Below are 20005 nucleotides of genomic sequence, written 5' to 3'. Positions count from 1 at the left end.
AAAATGATGTGTGATATTCAGGAGGGTGGTAGATAGTCTCATTAATGAGTATCGCATATTTTCGGTTGTTTCGTTAGGAGGTGTGAATATTCTTGTGAATGATATTCGTATTGGATGGAAACTGATAGTGTGTATGGTGGTACTTCTGTCGGTATGTTGTGTGTGTGGATGTACGGATGAGTCTTCAGCAGGTGATGAAACAGCAACGCCTGCACAGACGGCAGCGGCAACGGTGCAGTCTACCCCTCAGGCATCCGCGACGGGTGACGTGGTTCATTATACGGCCATGATGGAATATCTTCCGACCATGACCAGTAACTGGATTGTCGGAGAGAAAGATGGAGCAACGATGGATTTTCATGGAGAGTCATGGAGCATGGCGACTGCTGAGTATACCCTGAAGTCTGATGACAGCGTTACGGCCCAGGTCATAATTCAGGACACGAAGGGTATCGAGGGTGCAGGGTATTCTCAGATGTGGACTTCTCAGATGACCCTCGAAACCCCTGAGATGAAGATGTATACCGGAACCGCTGGTGGGTATCCTGCCTATTTTATTGAGGATCTTGAGGAGAATGGATATACGGAGTTTGTCTATATTGATGAACGGTTCTTTGTCTATGTCATGGTAGAAAATGGCAAGCCTGAATACCTGACGGTATTCAACAACCAGATCGATTTTGATGGTATTGCAGGCCTTGCCTGAAATCTGTCATTCTTTTTTTTCATTATTTTCGCTTTTTTCTGTGGGTGCATACATATGCACGTAATCAATGATCACGTATTTCACACACACATACAGTCCTGTCCATTTTTTTTGTTTTTATTTCTCTTATGTTTCCAACAAAGAGCAAGGGAGGGGGTGCCCCCCTCCCTGCAGCCTACCCCCTGGGTATGATAGTCCATATCGGAGGGGTGGGAAATTAATTCCCCTGTTTTCAGCTCATTTTGGGAGGATTTTGTGTGCTGCAGTTGTGTTCATACCAATGCAAAAAAGAGAATTCCAGAAAATTGATCCATACGATTCACCGAAGACCTTTTTTTCTGTTATCTTCTGTCAACAAGACGCTTTGGGCGCCCTTTCAGGCGATAGAGCTCAAGATCGCCGTTTGGTAAATAGCTGAAGAGTATTTCCAGTGTCCCGTCACGGTAGATGTGGCTGAGTGATGGATTTTTCCTGAAGAGCGCTGAAAGAAAATTCTCCTCGACCATCTTTCTGTCACAGGTGTCAGGGTCATGGCATTCCAGACTGACCCGCATTGTAACGGAACCCCTGTCTTCATCGCTGTAGACAAATGCCTCATATTCACCGGAGAGATACTCCATATTCTCACGCTGGAACACGCCTTCTTCAATATCCACCCGGTTTATGGGGACGTCTTTAATATGAATGGTCTCTGCTTCACGTACCGGGTTTTTTACCCGCATATGGGTCCGTCCACAGGGACAGGGGTCACGGGTGATGACCTCTGTTACATCCTCTGTGTCATAATTGATGAGCAGATTCCCGGTTTTAGCCCCTTCGGGAAGGAGGGTTGTCATTACAATTCTTCCGCTCTCTCCATCGGGCACAAATGAGCGGAGTTTTGGGTCATAGATATCCATATGCACAAGGTCTTCGGGCACGTGCAGACCGTTTCTCACGGTGCATTCCCCGCACATCGTCCCTTCCGTGCTCCCATAGGTATTGTATGAGGGAATGCCCCACACTTCATCCAGATATGTCCGTGATTCCTCTGCAAAACTTTCTCCTCCCACAATGAGTTTCGTGATGCCTGAATCTTTTGGGTCCATGCCCTCTGATTCCATGCGGTGTGCGAGGCGGAGAAGTTTGAAGACACTTCCAACGATTGCGGTTGGATGGTAACTCTGTATGACCCGGATGGGGAACGTGCATTTTCCTTCCGGAATGACGGTAAAACCGACCTTATGGGCCGCAAGGGTCATCGTATTTGCGCCGACGTTCATCCCGTAACTGGCACAGACGGCCACCCGGTCACCGGGACCGAACCCCTGCGATACAAATGATCGGGCATATTTTTCTGCATACCGCTGCCAGTCGTCCCACATCAAAAAGAAGGCTTTGGGCGTCCCTGATGTGCCGCTGGTCTCGTGAATGGTATAGATATCATCCCAGGGGGCGCTTTTAAAGCAGAACTCATCTTGTATTGGGGGCTGGTGGTTACGGATAGTCTCGCCGTTTATGACCGGAAGCTCCAGCAGGTCCTCGTGTTCTCGGATTGATTGTGGGTCAATGTGGTTGTTTTTGAACCATTTCCGGTAAAAGGGTGAATATTCTGCTGCATACCGGATAGTATACCTGACCCGTTCATCGATGAGGGTGTTCAGTCCGTCCCTCTTCATTGTCTCGGTCTCAGGATTGTAATAATTCATCTGATTCCCTTGTGTCTCCCTATCGGCTGACCCTCTTTATATGATTTTGTCTCATGATTTTCACCGGAGGTTTGAAGAAAGAAAGCATCCATTCAGGGAGAATATGGAGGACACGGTATGCATACGACAGATGGGAAAAAAGAAGAGATGTTTGCCTATTTCATCCGCAACCTGACTTCGGATAATCCGTCACTGCGATGGGGTGCTGCCCATTCTCTCGGACGGATGAATGACTCACGGGCAATTGTTCCCCTTATTGTGCTCTTGAAAGATCCTGACTGGCGGGTCAGGTTCAAGGCAGTCTGGGCTCTGGGGCAGCTGGGTGATGCGAGTGTGCTTCCATTTCTGCTTCGACTCTCCAATGATGAATCAGATACGGTAAGAGACAGTGTTATAGAGGCAAAAAATGATATTCTCCGCAGGTCATCCCTGAAAAAGCGGTGAGATGTCTCTTCCGGAGGCAGATTTTAAATTGTCCGACCACCCATTTCACAACAACGCGTGATACTATGATTGAATGGATAATTGGCGGAATTCTGGTAATAGTGCTTATTGCACTTGTCCTCTGGCTTGTAGGTATTTATAACCGGTTCCAGAGTCTGAAAAATTCATCTGAGGCAACACTGGGGCAGATTCGTGTTGCAATGAAGAAACGGCTGGATATGATAAACCAGCTCCTTGGTGCTGTGCAGAGTTATGCATCGTTTGAGAAAGATACGCTTGAAAAAGTGACAAAGATGCGCTCCGGTGTCGGTTCTGCAGGCCCTGGTGACCTCAATGAAATTGAAGCGCAGTCCCGCTCAATACTTGGCCGCCTCTTTGCAGTTGTTGAGAACTATCCCGACCTGAAGACTGCATCGGTGGTATCTGAACTGACTGCATCAATCCGCAGTATTGAAGATGAGATTGGCCGCCAGCGCTACACCTTTAATAACATCTCCCAGCAGTACAACACGATGTGTGATACGATTCCATCGAATATCATTGCGTCTGCTGTTCATTTCACCAAACTGGAATATCTTGAGTTTGAAGAAGAAATAAATGAGGCCCCGAAGATTGCCTTCTAAAAAGGACATAAAAAGGACTGAAGTGTTGTGAAAGAGACAAATCAGCTTGCAGTTATCGTTTGTATCTGCCTGCTTCTGGCAGGTGTCTCCATCTTTTTTTCATTTGGAACAGGCATCTCATTTGAACCAGACCTTGTGGCAGATACCTACACGGCTGTGCTTGAAAATGACGGTACCCTGACTGAGACCTATGTCTATGACGTAGCGTATGCGGGTACCTACCGGATGCTCTTCCGGACGTGGGACGATACCCTTGCATTTGAAGAGCAGCAGTCCCCGTATGTTGAATATGTCAATGTGGTAGCGCCTCCCGGTATGGTTGGCTATGCCATTGACCGCATGGGGAATTCTGTTGTAACGGGAGAGGGAGCAGAGGCAGAGCGCTCCCTGATTGAAAGTCTTGGTGAATACAATGAGATGGGTATTTTCCGGGAAACACGGCTGGATGCAGGTCAGTATACTGCCCAGTACACCGTCCGTGTTCATCCCCCGCTCCAGTATGATGAGGAGGATGCCCACCTCAACCTGAAACTTGCGGCAACGCATATTCCCTACCGTTCGGTGGATATCACGATTCCGGGAGAGTATGTCAACGATATCTGGGTTCGTCCGACTTCATTTAAAACAGTTCAGATAGACGGGAATTATCATATTACCGGTACTTCAGGTGAAAATGAACTGATTGAAGTTGAGATGCTCCTTGATCCGGCCTATCTGGAAGTAATAGACGGGTTCCCGGTGGAGACTGAAGGCGTTCGGGAGAAGACGGAGTCCGCTGCACTTTTCTACAGCATTCCGGCACTTCTCTCCTCACTGATGCTCCTTCTGGGAAGAATTGGTGTCATCGCAGCACCGGTATTTCTCATTGTCATCTTTCTGCGGCACGGGCAGGAGAAGCAGGCAGTCATCCCCGAACACATCAGTTTTGTGCCTGACCCATCTCTTTTACCCTGGCAGGTAAATCTGCTCTTCAAAGGGGATGCAGTGGACTATGATGAGAACGGGTTCTATGCGACGATTCTTGACCTGCACCGCCGGGGCATTCTCCATGTAACAGAGCATGACGATGGTGAAGGGGTGGACATCCGGGTTGTAAAGGCGGTATCAGACGATGCTTACGAGCAACGGGTCATAAACTTTGTATCAAACGCAGGGACTGATGGAGTGCTTGACACCCGTTCCTTTGCTGCGGCAGCAACGTCCGGAAGTGGAAATATTGCCAGCCTTAATACCTCTCTTTCGGCACTGACAACCGAAGTGGACAGTTCCATTGCCGGGCGATATATTGAGGAGGGACGTGGGCGGATTCTGCCCCTTATTGGTGTTGGACTGGGTATTGCCCTCTTCTCATTCTTCCTCTACTTTATAGCCCCTATAACTGCCTCTCTCTCTGTTCCGGCAGGGATTCTGGGTATTGTGATGGTTATTGAGGGAGGGATTGCAGCAGTATTCCCCACGACACTCTTCGGCCGGTGGAAAGGGGACTATTATGCCGAGAAACTGAAGTGGGACGGGTTTACAGCATTCCTTTCAGACTCTGCCATGATAGAGCGATACTCCCCTGCAGATTTATCGATGTGGGGGGTATGGCTTGTCTATGGCACCGCCCTCGGGGTTGGTGACAAGGTTGAAGAAGCGATGCAAAATCTCTCAATTGATATCCGGGAGACACACATGCCGCACAGTTACCTGATGTATGCTGCGTTTATTCCGGTTGCCCGATACACTCCTCCGTCGTCATCCGGCGGTTTTGGCGGTGGCGGCGGATTTGGTGGCGGTGGAGGATTTGGCGGTGGCGGTGCCGGCGGCAGATAATTTTATTCCTTTTTCCCCCTCTTTTCAGGATGAGGGTATTTATATATAGCATCAGTCTCAAGTGAGGATTTGGTGCCTTTCAATGGAATTTACTCATGTGGATGGTGATGATACTATTGCTGTCACAATTTTTTCTCTCAGTACGTGCGGACACTGCAGGAGAACAAAGACCTTTCTTCAGGAGAAGGGTATTGCGTATGACTATATTGATGTAGACCTTCTCAGCGGGGAGACGTTTACCGAGGTGTATGATCTGGTGAAGAGCTATAATCCACGGGGTTCGTTCCCGACGATTGTTATCGGAGAGAAGAAACAGGTCATTGTCGGGGACCGTCTTGATGAGATTGCCGCTGCAGTGGGGATTGCCATATGATCAACCAGTCTGATATTGAACGGCGTTATCTTGCCATAAAAGAGCAGGCTGAAAAGTCGGGGTATCACCTGAACCCGGATGAGGATTTTGCAAAGGAACTGGTACATGGCATCTTAACAAATGAAGAACGCTATGGGTTTGCGGCATGTCCCTGCCGCCTTTGTGTTGGTCCGCGTGAGGAGAATCTTGATATTATCTGTCCGTGTGATTACCGGGACCAGGATATCACCGAATTTGGGGTCTGTTACTGTGCCCTGTATGTATCAAAGGATGTGGCAGCAGGAATTACGCCTGTCTCATATATTCCGGACAGGAGAGCACCTCCGGGTAAATGTGATTCCGGAGATCCAAAACAAACGGAAGTGCCTGAAGATGAGAAATCATCTCTTCTGCAGGAAGGTCGTCCACTTTTGTATCCGGTATTCCGGTGTCGGGTATGCGGCTACCTCTGTGCACGCACAAGTCCTCCTGAAACCTGCCCTATTTGTGGTGCTGCATCAGATCGCTTTGAGAAGTATCTTCAATAATACAATACATATATGTTAGTATGGATGCAGGCGGACTGTTTCGAAATTATGCGGTTGATATTGTATTGCTCCCTCCTCCAGAGGTGATGGATGTTGCCATACAGATTAACCAAATGCTCATTGAAATGACCGGTGATGACACAATTCAGCTGGATATGGTCCAGCAGATTCCCCATATTTCCCTTGCTATGGGGTGCATCCCCGGACGTGCCCTGTCTGAATTAAATGTTCCTCTGGAACAAATGGCAAAAAGGCTTTTGCCGATGGAAATTAGCGTTGAGGGGGCAGTAACGGTTGTTACTGAATCCGGGGACAAGATATCCGGTATTAATTTTGCAAAAGATGATTCCGTTTTTGTCATGCACCGCAGTGTTATGGCACAACTTGCGGGCATTACAAAGGAAAAATGCACACCCGCATCGTTTGTCCGCGATGAGGATGAAGAACTGACTCCCTTTACAACCAGCTATGTCTCGGAGTATAAGGAAAAAGCAGGATTTGAACGTTATTCTCCACATATTACTCTGGGAAATGGTGATGTCACAGAGATAGAAAATCTGCCTGTGCTGCCGGAAAAGGTCACCTTTCCAACCCTTGCGGTATGCCATCTTGGAAATAACTGTACCTGCCGTTCAGTTCTCTGGAGGAGTGGTGCAGAAGGAAAACGAATCTGAGGGTGGGTAGTCTTCAATATCGTCCAGATTGGTGAATGGCACTGAACAGGTTCCGTTTCTGCAGATGTAGAGCGTTGTTTTACCATCTTTCTGCTTCATCTCCCGGGTAAAAGGCGCAGCCGTTGTAATAGCAAGGCTCCCGTCTGCCACGGTGATTGTTCTGAACGGGTGATATCCATGGGATACGATATTCAGGAGGGATGCTGTCCCTTCCTGTCCCGGGACAATCACAAATTCTTCACCTGATTTTATATGCAGATATGCTGAGAGGAGATGGCAGTATCCCGATGGCGCATGCAGGACTTCTGGTGCAAAAGCGCCAAAAATCTGTATTGCATCGTCTTCGTATGCGATCACTGCTGTTATCCGGGCAAAAAGGATGAGAGAGACAGCCATCATGGAATTTCCGGATGGAATCGCACCGTCATATACATTTATCTGTCTCATGAGCGGTGTCTCTGCCCCGTCTGCCGTCAGGTAATATCCTCCCTGGGGAGCATGGTAGTGTTTTGAGAGAATGGTAGTCAAATTCTCTGCCTTTTCAAGCCAGACAGCATCAAAGGTTGCTTCATAGAGCATGAGATATCCCCAGAGTACGAAGGCATAGTCATCCAGCGGTGCTGCACCGGAGGAGACTCCGGCAAATCTGCTGTGGAGCAGTTCTCCGGTATCGGAGTAGGGGAGGGTGTCTGCAGCCATCTCTGCTGCACTGATATACTCCGGATGGCGCAGTGATGATCCGGCATAGGCAAGTGCACCGATACACAGACCATTCCAGTCGGTGAGTATCTTCTCGTCGCGGAATGGTGACGGGCGCAGGTTCCGTATTTCCCTGATTTTTTTCCTGATAGCCGTGCGTTTCTCTGAGGTATACCAGAGTTTCGCTGCATTCCAGGATGCAAATGCCAGTGTCTGTTTTCCGGGTGGAAGACCGTGTGTCTCTTCTGCAGGAATTTCGTTCTCCCGGATATCAAATGAGGCGAGGACTTCTTCTGCATATTCACCCGCTGCTTCCCTGAGTTCTTCATATGTCCAGAGATACGCCGCTCCCTCTGTGTTGTCACTGTCTGCATCTTCAGCAGAGAAGAACCCCCCTTTTTTAGCCTGCATGTTTGTTATAAGATAGTCGGCGATATCTTCTGCAACCGTTTTGTAGACCTCATTTCCCGTGGCACGCCAGCCTTCCGTATAGGCATAGAGGATCATTGCCTGGTCATAGAGCATCTTTTCAAAGTGGGGTATACGCCAGTCGCGGGTGACAGAATACCGGTGGAATCCCCCGCCGATATGATCACAGATACCTCCTGTTATCATGGCATCCAGGGTTTTCTCTGCCATTCTCCGTGCATCGTTATTCCCGGTGGATTTGCTGTATTTCAGAAGGAAGATTATCGTGTGGGGTGACGGGAATTTCGGTGCGATTCCAAAACCGCCGTATTTTTCATCAAATGTGGTTGAGAGTTCTTTGAATGCGGTGTGCACTTCATCCCCGCTGAATGTTCCCTCGGGTGCATGGGTTACCTGATTTTCCATTGCAGTTCTAAGTTTTCCTGCTGAATTGCGCACTCCTGTATTGTTATTTTCCCAGAGGGTAACAATTTCTTCAAGGATTTCGGTGAGGCCCCTGCGTCCGAATTGTCTGGTTTTTGGGATATATGTTGCGGCAAAAAATGGTTCTTTATCAGGGGTCATGACAATGGTAAGTGGCCATCCCCCTGTCCCGGTCATTGCCTGGGCAAATGACATGTATGTTGCATCGATATCCGGCCGTTCTTCCCGGTCAACTTTGATGCAGATAAATGAACGGTTTAGAATTTCTGCAACTTCACGGTCTTCAAAGGATTCGTGGGCCATGACATGGCACCAGTGGCAGGATGAATAGCCGATGGAGAGAAATATCGGTTTATTCTCTGAGTGAGCACGGGAAAATGCTTCTTCACCCCAGGGATACCACGCTACCGGGTTTGTGGCATGCTGGAGGAGATAGGGGCTGTGGGTATCTTTGAGGTGATTGTGTACAGGTGGTTTGAACATGGGGATTCAGGGCGGTATTTCGGTATGGGGGGATATATTTTTTGGGGTGGAAGTTATTTGTTTGAGATTTCGCAAATATATCCGGAATTATTATGGATGCATTTTGCAAAAATCATAAATGGTATTATAAATTCTCCTGAAATTTCACGGTTCTGCAATCTATTGTTTCTGCCCCGGTAATTTCAATATTTGTACCTATGATCAGTTTTATGGGGGGCAAAATATAATGTTCAGATATCAGTGCGAAGGGGATGTCCCACTGGATTTACAAAGATGCCAATAATGACAGATTGAGATAGCACATTAATCCCATTTTTTCTTATAATGGTATCATTTGGGAAGAGACCAGTCTTCTTCTGCTGATATGAAGCGAAATTGATGAAATATCCGTGGATATCAACTATGCTAAGGCCTCTCTTATCCTGCAGGTCTACCCGGGACTGTCTCAAAGGGTGTCGTCCTGTATGGTAGTAAAAAAAACTGCAAAGACTCCTGAAGAACTGACTGAGAGTTTCAGGTGCGGTGAGTTCTCCTACAAAGCAGGGATATTTGTACGTTGTGCTTCCCTGCAGGGATGCTGGCTGAAAAAAAAATAGTTGATACTTTCCAGATCGTCACTGGTGTGCCACGTTCGGTCTGATATGTTACAAGTGAGGTGAAAATATGGGAAAAATTACTGATTTAACACTGGAACAGCAGGAAAGTCTTGGAAAACTCAGAGAGCAGGTGCCTGCCGCAATGGAGGGATTCGGTGCATTCATGGGTGGCGTGGAGAAACCCGGTGCCCTTGACGGCAAGACAAAGGAGCTGATTGCCCTTGCGCTCGCCGTGAAGGCGCAGTGCACCTGGTGCATTGCTATCCATGGCAAAAAGTGCCTTGCTCTTGGTGCAACCGGCGATGAGATGGTGGAGGCTGCGATGGTCGCTGCGCTGATGGGTGGTGGCCCCGCACTCATGTATGTTAAACTCGTCCAGGACACAATTGAGGAGTTCAGCTGATTACTCTGAGCGTGATCACCAAAACACCATTTTTTTAAATCTGTATGGAGAGAGAAGACTCTGCTCTTCAGTCTCTGAGGTAATTCTCTTAGCTTTCCATTAGATTGCCTTTCTGACATGTGGAGAATAATTGAAAATAGACCACACTAAGCATTACATTATATTCCACAAAACGTGGGAATATATAGAATTCCCTAAAAATACGCCCCGGCCGGGACTTGAACCCGGGTCGGAAGCTTCGGAGGCTCCCAGGATATCCACTACCCTACCGGGACCTGCCTCATACTGTTCGTCTCTATGATATTAAGGGATATCCCTCTGATAGAGATATATGAGGTAAAATGGAGATAAATTTTTGAAATAAATTGGTGTATCAGTATTTTTTCTGGTTATAGAGCGCCCATATCTTACAGGCACCTTCATGGCTGACCATGCATGGTCCTACCGGATTTCTTGGAGTGCAGGCCTTTCCGAAGAGTTTGCAGTCGGTGGGGTCTGCCACACCACGAAGCACCTGATCGCAGATGCATGCGGAGTTTTTCTCAACATGTTTTATTTCGATGCCAAATTTCTTCTGCGCATCATATGCTGCATACTTATCTTTTAGTCTGAGCCCGGAATCCGGGATGACCGGGAAGCCACGCCATTCCACATCACATGTCTCAAAGACTTCGTAAATCATCTTCATCGCTTTCGGGTTGCCTTCGCGGGAGACAGCACGAGGATATGCATTCTCAACTTCAGCCCGTCCTTCATTGACCTGTTTGACGAGCATCAGGAGGCCGAGGAGAATATCTTCCGGTTCAAACCCACCGACAACCTGGGGCACGGGGAACTGTTCATACTCCTCGTATCCGGCGACCACACAGACATGGCCGGGTAAAAGGAACCCGTCCAGATTTGCCTCACCCTGTTCCAGGAGGTATTTCATTGCAGGTGGCACGAACCGGTGGCAACTGAGAATACTGAAATTTTCCGGCGGTTTCTGCAGAATGGTGGCAGCGACTGTGGGTGCTGTCGTCTCGAATCCGACAGAGATAAACACAACCTCCCTGTCGGTCTTCTCTGCTATCTCTACTGCCTTGTGGACACCCTGGACAACCCTGACATCGTTCTTGCTGAATTCTTCAAGGGCACCCTGTGTGCCGGGCACACGGACGAGGTCTCCATAGGTTGCAATGATACACCCTTTCTTTGCAAGTTCAATGGCCGCATCAATTTCACCCTGGGGGGTGATGCACACCGGGCATCCGGGCCCCATGACAATTTTCAGTCCGTCCGGCAGAATACTTCGCAGTCCTGCATGGGCGATTGCGGCCTCATGCGTACCGCAGATATGCATGAATGTGTACGGTCTGTCCATCTCTTCGTTGAGTGCTTTGAGAATGTCTGTTCCATCTGCCATATTAATCATTATTTTTATAGTTGCCTGCAAAAAAGATTATCTCATATGTCTGATATCTTGATTGCTGCTGGAATAATCCTCGTTGGGATAATTGCAGCCTATATAATAGGGCGGGTGTTCAAATGGTTGAAGAAAAGGGCCGATTTGACCGAATCCCAGTTTGATGATATCCTGGTAATTTCGATTGGAAAACCCATTATTGCAGGAATACTGTTTTTTTCATTTTTCTTTGCGATGCGGTATGTTGCTATCCCTGAAGGATATGCATGGATTGTAGATGGCAAATATCTGAATGCGGCGTACATTCTTCTGGGTGCCTGGGTTGTCTCAATATTTGTTGAAAATTTCATTAAACTGTATGGACAGTGGCTTTCTGCCAAAACAGAGAGTGACCTTGACGACAAAATCATTGATATTCTTGAGGTTACGGTCCGGTATATCATCTGGTTTATTGCGATTCTCATTGTCCTGTCATACCTGGGTATTGATATCACTCCCCTCATTGCCGCAGGGGGTGTCTTTGGACTGGCCGTTGCCCTTGCAGGACAGGACCTGATCTCTAATTTCTTTGGCGGCGCCATCATTGTGATTGACAAACCCTTTGCCATCGGTGACCGGATTAAAATAGACGGATTTCTCGGTGATGTGGAGAGTGTCGGCCCACGAAGTACGAGAATCAAGACCCTTGATTATCAGTTGCTGACAATTCCGAATTCAAAAATGGCAAACAGTGTTATCACCAATTATGCCATGCCGGATGTCAAACTGAAGGTAAAAATTCCTGTTTCCGTTGCGTATGGAAGTGATGTCCACCGGGTAAAAGAGATTCTTCTGGAAATCTGCCGCGATGCAGCAACGAATTCTTCGTATATTCTGACGGATCCTGTTCCCAGTGTGTATTTCCTGGAATTTGGTGCATCAAGTCTTGATTATATGATGGTTATCTGGGCAAAACGGTTCAATATGTCATGGGAGATAAAAGATCATATCAATTTTGAGATTGAACGCCGGTTTGCTGAGGAAGGAATTGAAATACCGTTCCCCCAGATGGATGTGCATATGAGGGAATAATTTCATAGTATTTTTGTATTTTATTCCTCTTTTATTTCATCTACAAATGTGGTCAGTTGAATCATAAATCCGGGGTCAAGTCCGTTTTTGGCTGCAAAGAGTACGCCATTTATATCAGACAGCCTGATTTTGTTTGTAAGGTAATGAATAAATTTTGTGATTCTCGCCGATGATGTATAGATAAGCATGGTACTGATTGAATCAAGCACGATGCATATATTTTCATTCTCAAATTTTGTCATCGCTTTGGTAATTGCAATTCCAATCTCAGTAAGATCTCCGGGGTTATTGATAAACAGGGTATTTTCGTTGTCCTCTTCATCTTTCCCCAGGGCATAATTTGTGATGGCGTCGATAAAAAAGACAAGACTGGTATCGATATTGGCACGGGCATACATCTTTGAAAGAATTATGGATGGCTGATTTATGGTGATCATAATTACATGATACCCTTCGGCGGTAATATTTTGTACAACCTCTGTATTCACTGTTTTAAGTAAATGGGCCTCTGACTGGACAAGTATAATCTGCTCTGATATCAGATCCCCGGGTTTTATTACCAAATGTTTGCTCCTTTCCTTACATGGTATCCGGGATAATTTCCTCTTCACTATCTTTGAAGTTCCCAATTATCGCCTGTGAGAGTTCCCTGAGATTATGATTTATTTGTGAAAGTGCTTTCTGCTGCACCTGGAGTTCCATCAGGAGATCTTCATCTTCAAAATCTCCTTCTCTGATCCGTTCAATCAGGGAGATGAGGTTCCCTTCCACCAGTGCCGTCGGGTGGTTCAGGCGCATTGTTGCCTCAGAGATATAGCCTTTCATTGTCTGTTGAATAGCAACTTCCCTGGTCATATCTCTCATAATGGCAGAGATGCCTTCAATTGTTCCTTCCTCGCCGGAAATAGGAGAAAATGCAATGCTTGCGGTGATCTGTTTTCCTGTTTTTGTGAGGCATACCATAGTTCCGATGAAATTATTTCCTTCTGAAATATTTTTGAGGATGGCGGCAAATGTATTTTTCTTCTCATCCGGAATGTGGCGGGAGAACGGTTTGCCGATACTATCGGTTTCTCCATACCCAAATATATCCTCTGCAGCATTGTTCCATGTAAGAATTGAGCCGTCCGGGCTCATACCAACGATTGCATCATGTGATGATTTGACGATTTCACTGAGGAGGAGTGCATCATTTTCACATTGCTGTGTGTGGGTTACGTCTGTTCCGGTTGTTACGTACACCTGTGGGGTCGTATCAGTCTCAGGAATTCGTTCAATTATCCATGAAATATAGCGGATTTGTCCTTTTTTTGTTTTTATCTTTGTTTCATAATGAACGGATTTATTTTCGTTTTTTCTGAAAATGTCCCTGACGGTGGCAATTATTTCACGGTAGTTGCTTTCAGGATATGCTACCCTGAGCGCTGTTTTCACATCAGGCACTTCAGCATGGGAATACCCGGTAATAATCTCTGCCGCCCGGTTCCACATGAGTATTTTTTCGGAATCATCTGTACAGAAAACGATCAGATCATCCGAATTCATTATGACCTGTGGGATAATGGTCTGTAGAATTTTGGTATTGGTGATATGGGGTGTTTTTTCCTTGTCCGGCATTGTACCTCTTCGGAATCAGTGGTGTCTATATATTATTATTTATATGCATAAATGCATTTTCACTCATGCATCTCTCAAATCGTTTTTACTATATAGTGGTGGTTCATTCCATTTAAAAAAATTTTGTTTATTTGTTATTCGTAAGGGGAATCAGTTTAGTATGTATGGTTTACCATACTCTGTTGTATGACGGGTATCTCGACTTCATGTCTGGGCGACAGGCCACTTGAAGATGCACTTGAAATTCTTTCGGGGATGACTGATTTTGTAGAGATTATGGATGACGGCCCCCATTATTGCCAGTCTGCTGAAATTCCTGCTCGTTTTTCCTTTCGGTATTCTCTGCATGCACCTTCCCGTGGTGTCAATATTGCCAGTAATCTTGAACCAATTCGCCGCGCAAGTGTAGAGGTAATATCAGTTGCTCTTGGAATAGCTGGTGAACTGAATGCGAATGTTGTCATCCATCCGGGGTATTGTGCATGGGCCGGTGGCAGGGCTTTATCTCTTCAGGCCCTTCATCATTCACTTGATGAGATTCGGGGTGTGGCTGCTGATTCCGGCGTCACATTCTATGTTGAAAATATGCCCAAATGGCCGTATTTCTTTTTCTGCACTCCTGATGACTACCAGTATTTTAACGATGGTGCCATATGTCTGGATGTTGGGCATGCATTCCTGTCAGGAAAACTTGATTCATTTCTGCGTCTCCCGTTTGCACATTGCCATATCCATGATAACTGCGGAACGAAGGATAGCCATTCTCCTTTGGGAAGTGGGAATATTGACTGGAAGAATGTGCTGGGTACTCTGAAGGAGAAAAACGTGGAACCTATTCTGGAAGTGCGGTCGCTGGATGCTGTCGGCACGAGTTTTGCGTTACTTAAATCTTACGGTTTTGAATGAATATTTTGCAGTGAAATGGGTGTATCTCTGCGCACGGGGGTATTTCTGACGGTAAAAAGGGGTGGGGAATGTCAATTTCTCAGAACAATTTCAATACTGTTTTATACGTATGAAATCGACCTTGTAATACACTCTGATGATGAGTGCCTCAGTGGCTTAGTGGTATAGCGCGTCCTTGGTAAGGACGAGGTCGCGAGTTCAACTCTCGCCTGAGGCTTTCTGTTTCGTGGCTTATGCCACGTTTGTTCTTTTTTTGAGAGTTTTTGTTGTACGATTGCGTATCCTTTTTCCAGAAACTTTTGGATGGGATTTAGTCTTTTTCAGACAGAATATATCACGGGACCCGACAACCGGATTTATTCCACACTATACTGATGCTCAGTCAAAGGACCAATCTGTGTGGCGGGAACAACTCTTTGCCACCAATGCTATCCCCCGGTGGACTTTTCAGCGTATCAGGGGTTACAATTCGGATCATATCTCCTCGAATTTCGGGTATACCTGAACAAATACTCAAAATAACTTATAGTATACCATATGTTTATGCAGACCGTCCAGAGGATCTCAGGCAGGTAAGAGATATAAATGCATGAAGATAAAATACTGATCAGGATGGCCAGAATCAATTTATTGCAGAGAGAAAATTCATCGGCAATAGGTAAATCCGGAAAAAAGGCCCGTCATATTACTACATTACATATCGAAAATTTCCGGGCAATTGGTGAACTGGAGTATCATCCGCACCAGATCAATATTATCACCGGGCAGAATAATACCGGAAAATCTGCACTCCTGGATGCCGTGTTTATCAATGCCACCGGCGGTGAAGAAATACATTCATTCAATTCTCCTTCTGAAATCTATAATATTCACATTCAGGCGAATCAGGCTGTACTTACCTCAGACATCACAGAGGTAACAATATATCGCAGTTTGGAAGACTGCAGAAAAGCAGACCCGGAAATATATGGGAAAATCCGGAATGATATTATTGAACACATATCGGATGTGTTCATTCACGGCGAGGAGTATGGGGATGATCTGGACCAGTATTTGACCACCATCTTTGCGTATACTGACTTTTGTATCACTGTTTCTGATTTCAGTTTTCATGTCTTTCCCTATTACCCAAAAGGGAAGGACATTCTGAGAAAAGAACTGGATGCCATTGGCGGGATGCAGGTCAGACAAACACCTGCCGCCAAAAAGGGGAAAACAATCAATTTCAGGGATGTGAAGATATTCCAATTGTTCCCCGGGCGGTGGGCTACGTATAGAGATCCATCATTCGTGGAAGAGACCCTTTCTGTGAATAAATTATCCCATTCCGATAAATTTCAAATTGATACAATAGGGGATACAGAAATTCATCTGCTGGAGCAATTCATTAAAGAACACGATTTAGTAAAAAATATGGAGCGTCTGACCCAGAAGAATGTGCTCTACCGGAAAAATGGTGAAATTGAAGAGATACCGATCTCTGCCCATGGCGATGGATTCATCGTTCTTCTCACAATCCTGCACAGTCTTCTGCAATCCGAGAATGGCATCCTTATTATTGAAGAGCCGGAAAACCATCTCCATCCCCGCTATCTGGGCGTTCTTATTGAGACCCTTTTCACCTACTGCAGGCAGCTTAATGTGCAGGTCTTCATGGCAACCCATAGCTATGATCTTATCCAGGGGGCGCTGGAATTCCCGGAGACAGAAGCCGAAAAGGAGATGCTCCTTATCTCAAAAATGACGTCTGACGGCGAAACTATTGAAAAATTTGATTATACTACAGATGCCGGACTGAAGGTCATCAATGAACTTTATCTTGATCTTCGGGGCATCTGAATATGCCTGAAAAGAAGGTAATTCTTTGTGAAGGAGTCCATGACCTCTATTTTTTTTCTATCCTTCTGACAGAACGGAAGATAAAACACCGCATCATAAAAAAATAAGAGATCATCGCAAGACCAAATTCCGAGGCACTTGCGATACGTCAGTTTATTAACCGGAGAAAGGGGAAGGGACTTCGGTATCTCATCAAGGATGAGGGTGGGAATATTCAGTGTATCGATAATTTTACCATACTGTACGAAGATGCAGGTGGTTCCGATTCCTTTACCATGTTCCTCTGTCTGGATGGTGATGCGGGAAATCTCAAAAAATTGCGACGTGAGACCTGTGATCGGTTCAAAGGGGATATTTTTGTTCAGCAGTCAGAGAATTTTTATCTGACAAAAAGCAGAACAAAACACGCTGTATTCTTCATTCCCGACTCTTTGGAGTCTCAGGTACGTGCCATTACCGGGAGAAATATTGATAGCACAAACCATGACTATGTACAAGAGGCGCTTCAGGAATTTGTCATCGAATGCAGAGAGCGTAACATTGAATGGTTCATGGAACTCGAAGCGGTGCTCTTCCAGAATGATTATTTGAGCCATTGATTTTTTGCATATCTATAGGGTGATGGAGAGGGTTTCAGAATTCTTTGTCTGGTGGTTCGGTCTCACTGAGCATCCGGTCAAAATCACTTTCAAAAAGGTGGTCCTGTACAATTCGATATTTTTCAAATTCCGACTCTGCAAATTCTTTTGCTGTTTCTGCAGTGACTGTCCCGTTATTGTCGAGTAATTTCCGGTCATCGAATTCTAAAAACCGATCCAGGCGTTTTGCCCAGTCCTCCATGGTCATTGGAATTTTTCTTCGGGCACGTTCTTCTGCAAGGTCCAGCCAGGCACTGACAATACGGCCCATTGATTCAAGCTCTTCAGATGTCAGATAATTTTTGGCAACCGAAACATCGGTCTTCAGGATTTTCCCGTCAGGGCTTTTTTCCCAGGTGGTAAGGCCCATATGTTTTGTATCACTGTCTGCACGCTCCACAATCAGTTCGGCCGCGGTGTGTCCATGTATTGCGAAATGTAATTTGTTCTGGACTTTCGCATAGAAGTCACGGGTTGTAGGTGCACCTGAGTTGTAATCAAGACTGGTGGCATAGATGTCGGTTATTTTCTGGTAAAAACGTCTTTCACTCAGGCGTATTTCCCTGATTTCTGCAAGAAGGTGTTCGAAGTAGTCCTCACCAAGGAATGTGCCGTTCTCCATCCTTTTTTTGTCGAGAACATATCCTTTGATGGCAAATTCGCGTAATACCTGTGTTGCCCACTGACGGAATTGTGTTGCCCGGACCGAGTTCACCCGGTATCCTACGGAGATTATTGCATCGAGATTGTAGAATTTTGTGTTGTATTGTTTGCCGTCACTGGCAGTATTCCGGAATTTCCGGATAACTGAATCCTGCTGTAACTCTTCTGTTTCAAAGATGTTTTTGAGATGCTCACTGATTGTCCGTACATCGACACCAAAGAGTGCGGCCATCATCTTCTGGCTTGCCCAGATGGTTTCATCCTCATACCTGACCTCAATAGACTCTTCACCGCCCGTTGCGGTAAATATCAGGAATTCAGCGGTACTGCTTCGGATATATTTTGTCGGTTTCATCTTCAGATTCTGCCCGTATGTTTTATTCTTCGTAGCCTGTTTTTGGTGTGATCTTTGGTGTCCGGGGAGGGTTTTTCGTCAATTTTTCCGGTAATATATTTTATATTATCTTCCATCTCGATAAAATGTAGTTCGCCCTCTGTTGGTTCCGGTAATTTCCTCATACAGCAGGTTTCATACTCGGCGTGGGCTTTTTGTATTTTGCAGTTTTGTGACTGATGTTTCCGGCGTTTGTCAGCAGTTCACGTCCTGTCAGTGTCAAAAACTGGTGCAGGTGTTCTCTCCAGTCCTCCAATGGTCATTGGTATCTGATTTAGAGTATGGAAGTCTCTCAAAAAAAGAATTAATATTTAAGGTTCATTTCTGGTAGTTGCTTGCTGCACCTTTGTTGATATCTTTGGTTCTGTTTCATCCTCAGGTGTATAAAACTCCATTCCCCCATCCGAATGGACTGTCTTTAATATTCCGTCAAGGGCTTTAGAGAGTTTTTGGGCTGCAGAGTGGGACATGTAAATTCTTGTGCCTTTTATGTGCATCTTTCCGTCATCCTTTTTTATTCCGGGCATTTCAAGAAAATCAATATACAGATCCCTGTGAGTTGCCTGTACATATGCAAGATTAGAATACGCACTGGAAGAAATATCCGTCATGAGATCTTCCTTTTTGTATTTGTACATTTCACCAACGTCTATTGTCATTGATTCGGTATCTGCGGTTTTCGTAATTTTTGTCATATTTATGCACTCCCTGAAACTGTCTTGTATTGATTATTATTGTCACTCACAATTCCTGGATTGGATTTCCAGTTGTCAACATTTGCGATTGCCTTTGGTTCGTATTTTTCTCTGAGCACTGAATTGTAATACCCACTGACTGCCACATTCATGCAGTGTGTTTCGTCACGATCATCCAGCATTGCATATGCCAGAAATGAGAGTGCTGCAAATTTTTTGGACTCGACTCGGACTCTGTACACGGGGTGTTTTTCATTCCCTTTTTTCTCTATAAGGCCAAGGAGTAATAATTTTTTAAGAGCATTATATATTGATCTTTCAGATTTTCCCGTGATGTCCTCCAGATATTTTGGGCGATAATCCATCGTAGGATCTGCAATAAGTTCTTCAACAACGTTTGCAATGACGGTATTGCCGAACAAACCGCCATATGGCTCATCGAGGTACATCTCTTCTTCTGAAGATAGTATTGGCATGTCCTCTTTTGTCATCTTCCATCTCCTGCATTTATTGTATAGTGTAGGTATATGATAAATAATTGCTGATATCCCGGATTATTTTACAGGGGTTTCCAATGTCTGTGGTGAGGCACTTCAACATCATAATATGTCATCCATTGGTCAGCCCAGACTGTATCAACAAGTTTTATTACTTTATTTCCATTCCCTGTTTGTCCAAGGCGAACATATTCCACTCCAACTTGCTTTATGAAATCTTTTGCAGTGAACCCGTTTTCCTGACATTTTCGTTCACAGTCTTTTGCCTTTCTCACTGCTCCTCTTTTTTTTAACCATCCGAGAAAAACGGCCCCTTCAAAAAATGGATCAGGTCCCGCCGGGCAGTTATCATATTGATCTAACATATTATTCTTTAATTTTAATCTGTTGTAGCTGA

At 45.6% G+C, this 20005-nt stretch carries 22 protein-coding genes and 2 tRNA genes; 14 read left to right on the top strand and 10 right to left on the bottom strand.

Annotated features, from left to right (window positions below; all coding sequences use genetic code 11):
* Nucleotides 1–25: 25 nt before the first annotated feature.
* Nucleotides 26–706, top strand: coding sequence for a hypothetical protein (locus tag L0665_RS01010; RefSeq protein ID WP_274923869.1), 681 nt, complete (start codon nt 26–28; stop codon nt 704–706).
* A 341-nt stretch (nt 707–1047) separates the two neighbouring features.
* On the opposite strand, the gene ftsA is transcribed toward L0665_RS01010, so the two are convergent.
* A complete protein-coding gene (gene ftsA / locus L0665_RS01005; RefSeq protein WP_274923868.1) occupies nt 1048–2394 on the bottom strand; it encodes a coenzyme F390 synthetase in 1347 nt (448 codons plus the stop codon).
* A 117-nt stretch (nt 2395–2511) separates the two neighbouring features.
* On the opposite strand from ftsA, the gene L0665_RS01000 reads away from it, so the two are divergent.
* The 6 genes from L0665_RS01000 (at nt 2512) to L0665_RS00975 (ending at nt 6850) form a co-directional block, all read left to right on the top strand.
* Nucleotides 2512–2838, top strand: a complete 327-nt coding sequence (locus tag L0665_RS01000) for a HEAT repeat domain-containing protein (RefSeq protein WP_274923867.1) — start codon at nt 2512–2514, stop codon at nt 2836–2838.
* Between the two features lie 65 nt (nt 2839–2903).
* Nucleotides 2904–3461 (top strand): LemA family protein, encoded by a 558-nt coding sequence (locus L0665_RS00995; RefSeq protein ID WP_274923866.1) that lies wholly within the window; start codon nt 2904–2906, stop codon nt 3459–3461.
* 27 nt (nt 3462–3488) lie between these two features.
* A complete protein-coding gene (locus L0665_RS00990; RefSeq protein ID WP_274923865.1) occupies nt 3489–5276 on the top strand; it encodes a DUF2207 family protein in 1788 nt (595 codons plus the stop codon).
* A gap of 82 nt (nt 5277–5358) precedes the next feature.
* Entirely contained in the window at nt 5359–5649 is a 291-nt protein-coding gene (locus L0665_RS00985; RefSeq protein ID WP_274923864.1) for a glutaredoxin family protein, read from the top strand.
* On the top strand, nt 5646–6176 hold the full coding sequence (locus L0665_RS00980) for a ferredoxin-thioredoxin reductase catalytic domain-containing protein (protein ID WP_274923863.1): 531 nt from the start codon (nt 5646–5648) through the stop codon (nt 6174–6176). Before L0665_RS00985 ends, L0665_RS00980 begins: the two co-directional genes overlap by 4 nt.
* A gap of 20 nt (nt 6177–6196) precedes the next feature.
* Complete coding sequence (locus tag L0665_RS00975; RefSeq protein ID WP_274923862.1) at nt 6197–6850, top strand: hypothetical protein; 654 nt, start codon at nt 6197–6199, stop codon at nt 6848–6850.
* Here the strand turns inward: L0665_RS00975 and L0665_RS00970 are convergent.
* Complete coding sequence (locus L0665_RS00970) at nt 6809–8884, bottom strand: thioredoxin domain-containing protein (RefSeq protein WP_274923861.1); 2076 nt, start codon at nt 8882–8884, stop codon at nt 6809–6811. The genes L0665_RS00975 and L0665_RS00970 overlap by 42 nt on opposite strands.
* Nucleotides 8885–9348: 464 nt before the next feature.
* On the opposite strand from L0665_RS00970, the gene L0665_RS00965 reads away from it, so the two are divergent.
* Both L0665_RS00965 and L0665_RS00960 read left to right on the top strand, forming a co-directional pair.
* A complete protein-coding gene (locus tag L0665_RS00965) occupies nt 9349–9480 on the top strand; it encodes a hypothetical protein (protein ID WP_274923860.1) in 132 nt (43 codons plus the stop codon).
* A 67-nt stretch (nt 9481–9547) separates the two neighbouring features.
* On the top strand, nt 9548–9883 hold the full coding sequence (locus tag L0665_RS00960) for a carboxymuconolactone decarboxylase family protein (protein WP_274923859.1): 336 nt from the start codon (nt 9548–9550) through the stop codon (nt 9881–9883).
* Between the two features lie 203 nt (nt 9884–10086).
* On the opposite strand, the gene L0665_RS00955 is transcribed toward L0665_RS00960, so the two are convergent.
* Nucleotides 10087–10158 (bottom strand) — tRNA-Arg (locus L0665_RS00955).
* A gap of 98 nt (nt 10159–10256) precedes the next feature.
* Nucleotides 10257–11288 carry a hydrogenase formation protein HypD gene (gene hypD / locus L0665_RS00950; RefSeq protein ID WP_274923858.1) on the bottom strand — a complete coding sequence of 344 codons (1032 nt, stop codon included), beginning with the start codon at nt 11286–11288 and terminating at the stop codon, nt 10257–10259.
* Nucleotides 11289–11333: 45 nt separating this feature from the next.
* Between hypD and L0665_RS00945 the strand changes: the two genes are divergently transcribed.
* A complete protein-coding gene (locus L0665_RS00945) occupies nt 11334–12359 on the top strand; it encodes a mechanosensitive ion channel family protein (RefSeq protein ID WP_274923857.1) in 1026 nt (341 codons plus the stop codon).
* 20 nt (nt 12360–12379) lie between these two features.
* Here L0665_RS00945 and L0665_RS00940 read toward each other — a convergent pair whose 3' ends face one another.
* Entirely contained in the window at nt 12380–12922 is a 543-nt protein-coding gene (locus L0665_RS00940; RefSeq protein WP_274923856.1) for a DUF7504 family protein, read from the bottom strand.
* Between the two features lie 16 nt (nt 12923–12938).
* Nucleotides 12939–13904: a PAS domain-containing protein gene (locus L0665_RS00935; RefSeq protein WP_274923855.1), complete on the bottom strand. Its 966-nt coding sequence runs from the start codon at nt 13902–13904 to the stop codon at nt 12939–12941.
* 258 nt (nt 13905–14162) lie between these two features.
* Between L0665_RS00935 and L0665_RS00930 the strand changes: the two genes are divergently transcribed.
* From L0665_RS00930 to L0665_RS00915, 4 genes are all read left to right on the top strand, one after another.
* Nucleotides 14163–14882: a sugar phosphate isomerase/epimerase family protein gene (locus L0665_RS00930; RefSeq protein ID WP_274923854.1), complete on the top strand. Its 720-nt coding sequence runs from the start codon at nt 14163–14165 to the stop codon at nt 14880–14882.
* 145 nt (nt 14883–15027) lie between these two features.
* A tRNA-Thr gene (locus L0665_RS00925) sits at nt 15028–15099 on the top strand.
* Nucleotides 15100–15512: 413 nt separating this feature from the next.
* Entirely contained in the window at nt 15513–16721 is a 1209-nt protein-coding gene (locus L0665_RS00920) for an AAA family ATPase (protein WP_274923853.1), read from the top strand.
* Between the two features lie 275 nt (nt 16722–16996).
* A complete protein-coding gene (locus L0665_RS00915) occupies nt 16997–17320 on the top strand; it encodes a hypothetical protein (protein ID WP_274923852.1) in 324 nt (107 codons plus the stop codon).
* A gap of 34 nt (nt 17321–17354) precedes the next feature.
* Here the strand turns inward: L0665_RS00915 and L0665_RS00910 are convergent, their stop codons facing one another.
* The 4 genes from L0665_RS00910 to L0665_RS00895 all read right to left on the bottom strand — a co-directional run bounded on the left by L0665_RS00910 (nt 17355) and on the right by L0665_RS00895 (nt 19973).
* The gene (locus L0665_RS00910) at nt 17355–18377 is read right to left on the bottom strand and encodes a virulence RhuM family protein (protein ID WP_274923851.1); all 1023 of its coding nucleotides are present in this window, start codon (nt 18375–18377) and stop codon (nt 17355–17357) included.
* Nucleotides 18378–18727: 350 nt separating this feature from the next.
* Nucleotides 18728–19111, bottom strand: coding sequence for a DUF3467 domain-containing protein (locus L0665_RS00905; protein WP_274923850.1), 384 nt, complete (start codon nt 19109–19111; stop codon nt 18728–18730).
* A 2-nt stretch (nt 19112–19113) separates the two neighbouring features.
* On the bottom strand, nt 19114–19602 hold the full coding sequence (locus L0665_RS00900) for a hypothetical protein (RefSeq protein WP_274923849.1): 489 nt from the start codon (nt 19600–19602) through the stop codon (nt 19114–19116).
* 68 nt (nt 19603–19670) lie between these two features.
* On the bottom strand, nt 19671–19973 hold the full coding sequence (locus L0665_RS00895) for a hypothetical protein (protein WP_274923848.1): 303 nt from the start codon (nt 19971–19973) through the stop codon (nt 19671–19673).
* Between the last annotated feature and the right edge of the window lie 32 nt (nt 19974–20005).

The sequence above is a fragment of the Methanogenium marinum genome (assembly GCF_028912405.1).
In the GTDB taxonomy this organism is placed as follows: Archaea; Halobacteriota; Methanomicrobia; order Methanomicrobiales; family Methanomicrobiaceae; genus Methanogenium; species Methanogenium marinum.
Note: the sequence above shows the minus strand (reverse complement) of the source record. Positions and strands in the feature narration are given on the sequence as shown.

Bases quoted from the DNA above. Each gene is read 5' to 3' on its own strand.
- ftsA (WP_274923868.1), bottom strand. From the start codon at position 2,394: ATGAATTATTACAATCCTGAGACCGAGACAATGAAGAGGGACGGACTG.
- L0665_RS01000 (WP_274923867.1), top strand. From the start codon at position 2,512: ATGCATACGACAGATGGGAAAAAAGAAGAGATGTTTGCCTATTTCATC.
- L0665_RS00995 (WP_274923866.1), top strand. From the start codon at position 2,904: ATGATTGAATGGATAATTGGCGGAATTCTGGTAATAGTGCTTATTGCA.
- L0665_RS00985 (WP_274923864.1), top strand. From the start codon at position 5,359: ATGGAATTTACTCATGTGGATGGTGATGATACTATTGCTGTCACAATT.
- L0665_RS00980 (WP_274923863.1), top strand. From the start codon at position 5,646: ATGATCAACCAGTCTGATATTGAACGGCGTTATCTTGCCATAAAAGAG.
- L0665_RS00975 (WP_274923862.1), top strand. From the start codon at position 6,197: ATGGATGCAGGCGGACTGTTTCGAAATTATGCGGTTGATATTGTATTG.
- L0665_RS00970 (WP_274923861.1), bottom strand. From the start codon at position 8,884: ATGTTCAAACCACCTGTACACAATCACCTCAAAGATACCCACAGCCCC.
- L0665_RS00965 (WP_274923860.1), top strand. From the start codon at position 9,349: ATGGTAGTAAAAAAAACTGCAAAGACTCCTGAAGAACTGACTGAGAGT.
- L0665_RS00960 (WP_274923859.1), top strand. From the start codon at position 9,548: ATGGGAAAAATTACTGATTTAACACTGGAACAGCAGGAAAGTCTTGGA.
- hypD (WP_274923858.1), bottom strand. From the start codon at position 11,288: ATGGCAGATGGAACAGACATTCTCAAAGCACTCAACGAAGAGATGGAC.
- L0665_RS00945 (WP_274923857.1), top strand. From the start codon at position 11,334: ATGTCTGATATCTTGATTGCTGCTGGAATAATCCTCGTTGGGATAATT.
- L0665_RS00935 (WP_274923855.1), bottom strand. From the start codon at position 13,904: ATGAATTCGGATGATCTGATCGTTTTCTGTACAGATGATTCCGAAAAA.
- L0665_RS00930 (WP_274923854.1), top strand. From the start codon at position 14,163: ATGACGGGTATCTCGACTTCATGTCTGGGCGACAGGCCACTTGAAGAT.
- L0665_RS00915 (WP_274923852.1), top strand. From the start codon at position 16,997: ATGTTCCTCTGTCTGGATGGTGATGCGGGAAATCTCAAAAAATTGCGA.
- L0665_RS00910 (WP_274923851.1), bottom strand. From the start codon at position 18,377: ATGAAACCGACAAAATATATCCGAAGCAGTACCGCTGAATTCCTGATA.
- L0665_RS00905 (WP_274923850.1), bottom strand. From the start codon at position 19,111: ATGACAAAAATTACGAAAACCGCAGATACCGAATCAATGACAATAGAC.
- L0665_RS00900 (WP_274923849.1), bottom strand. From the start codon at position 19,602: ATGACAAAAGAGGACATGCCAATACTATCTTCAGAAGAAGAGATGTAC.
- L0665_RS00895 (WP_274923848.1), bottom strand. From the start codon at position 19,973: ATGTTAGATCAATATGATAACTGCCCGGCGGGACCTGATCCATTTTTT.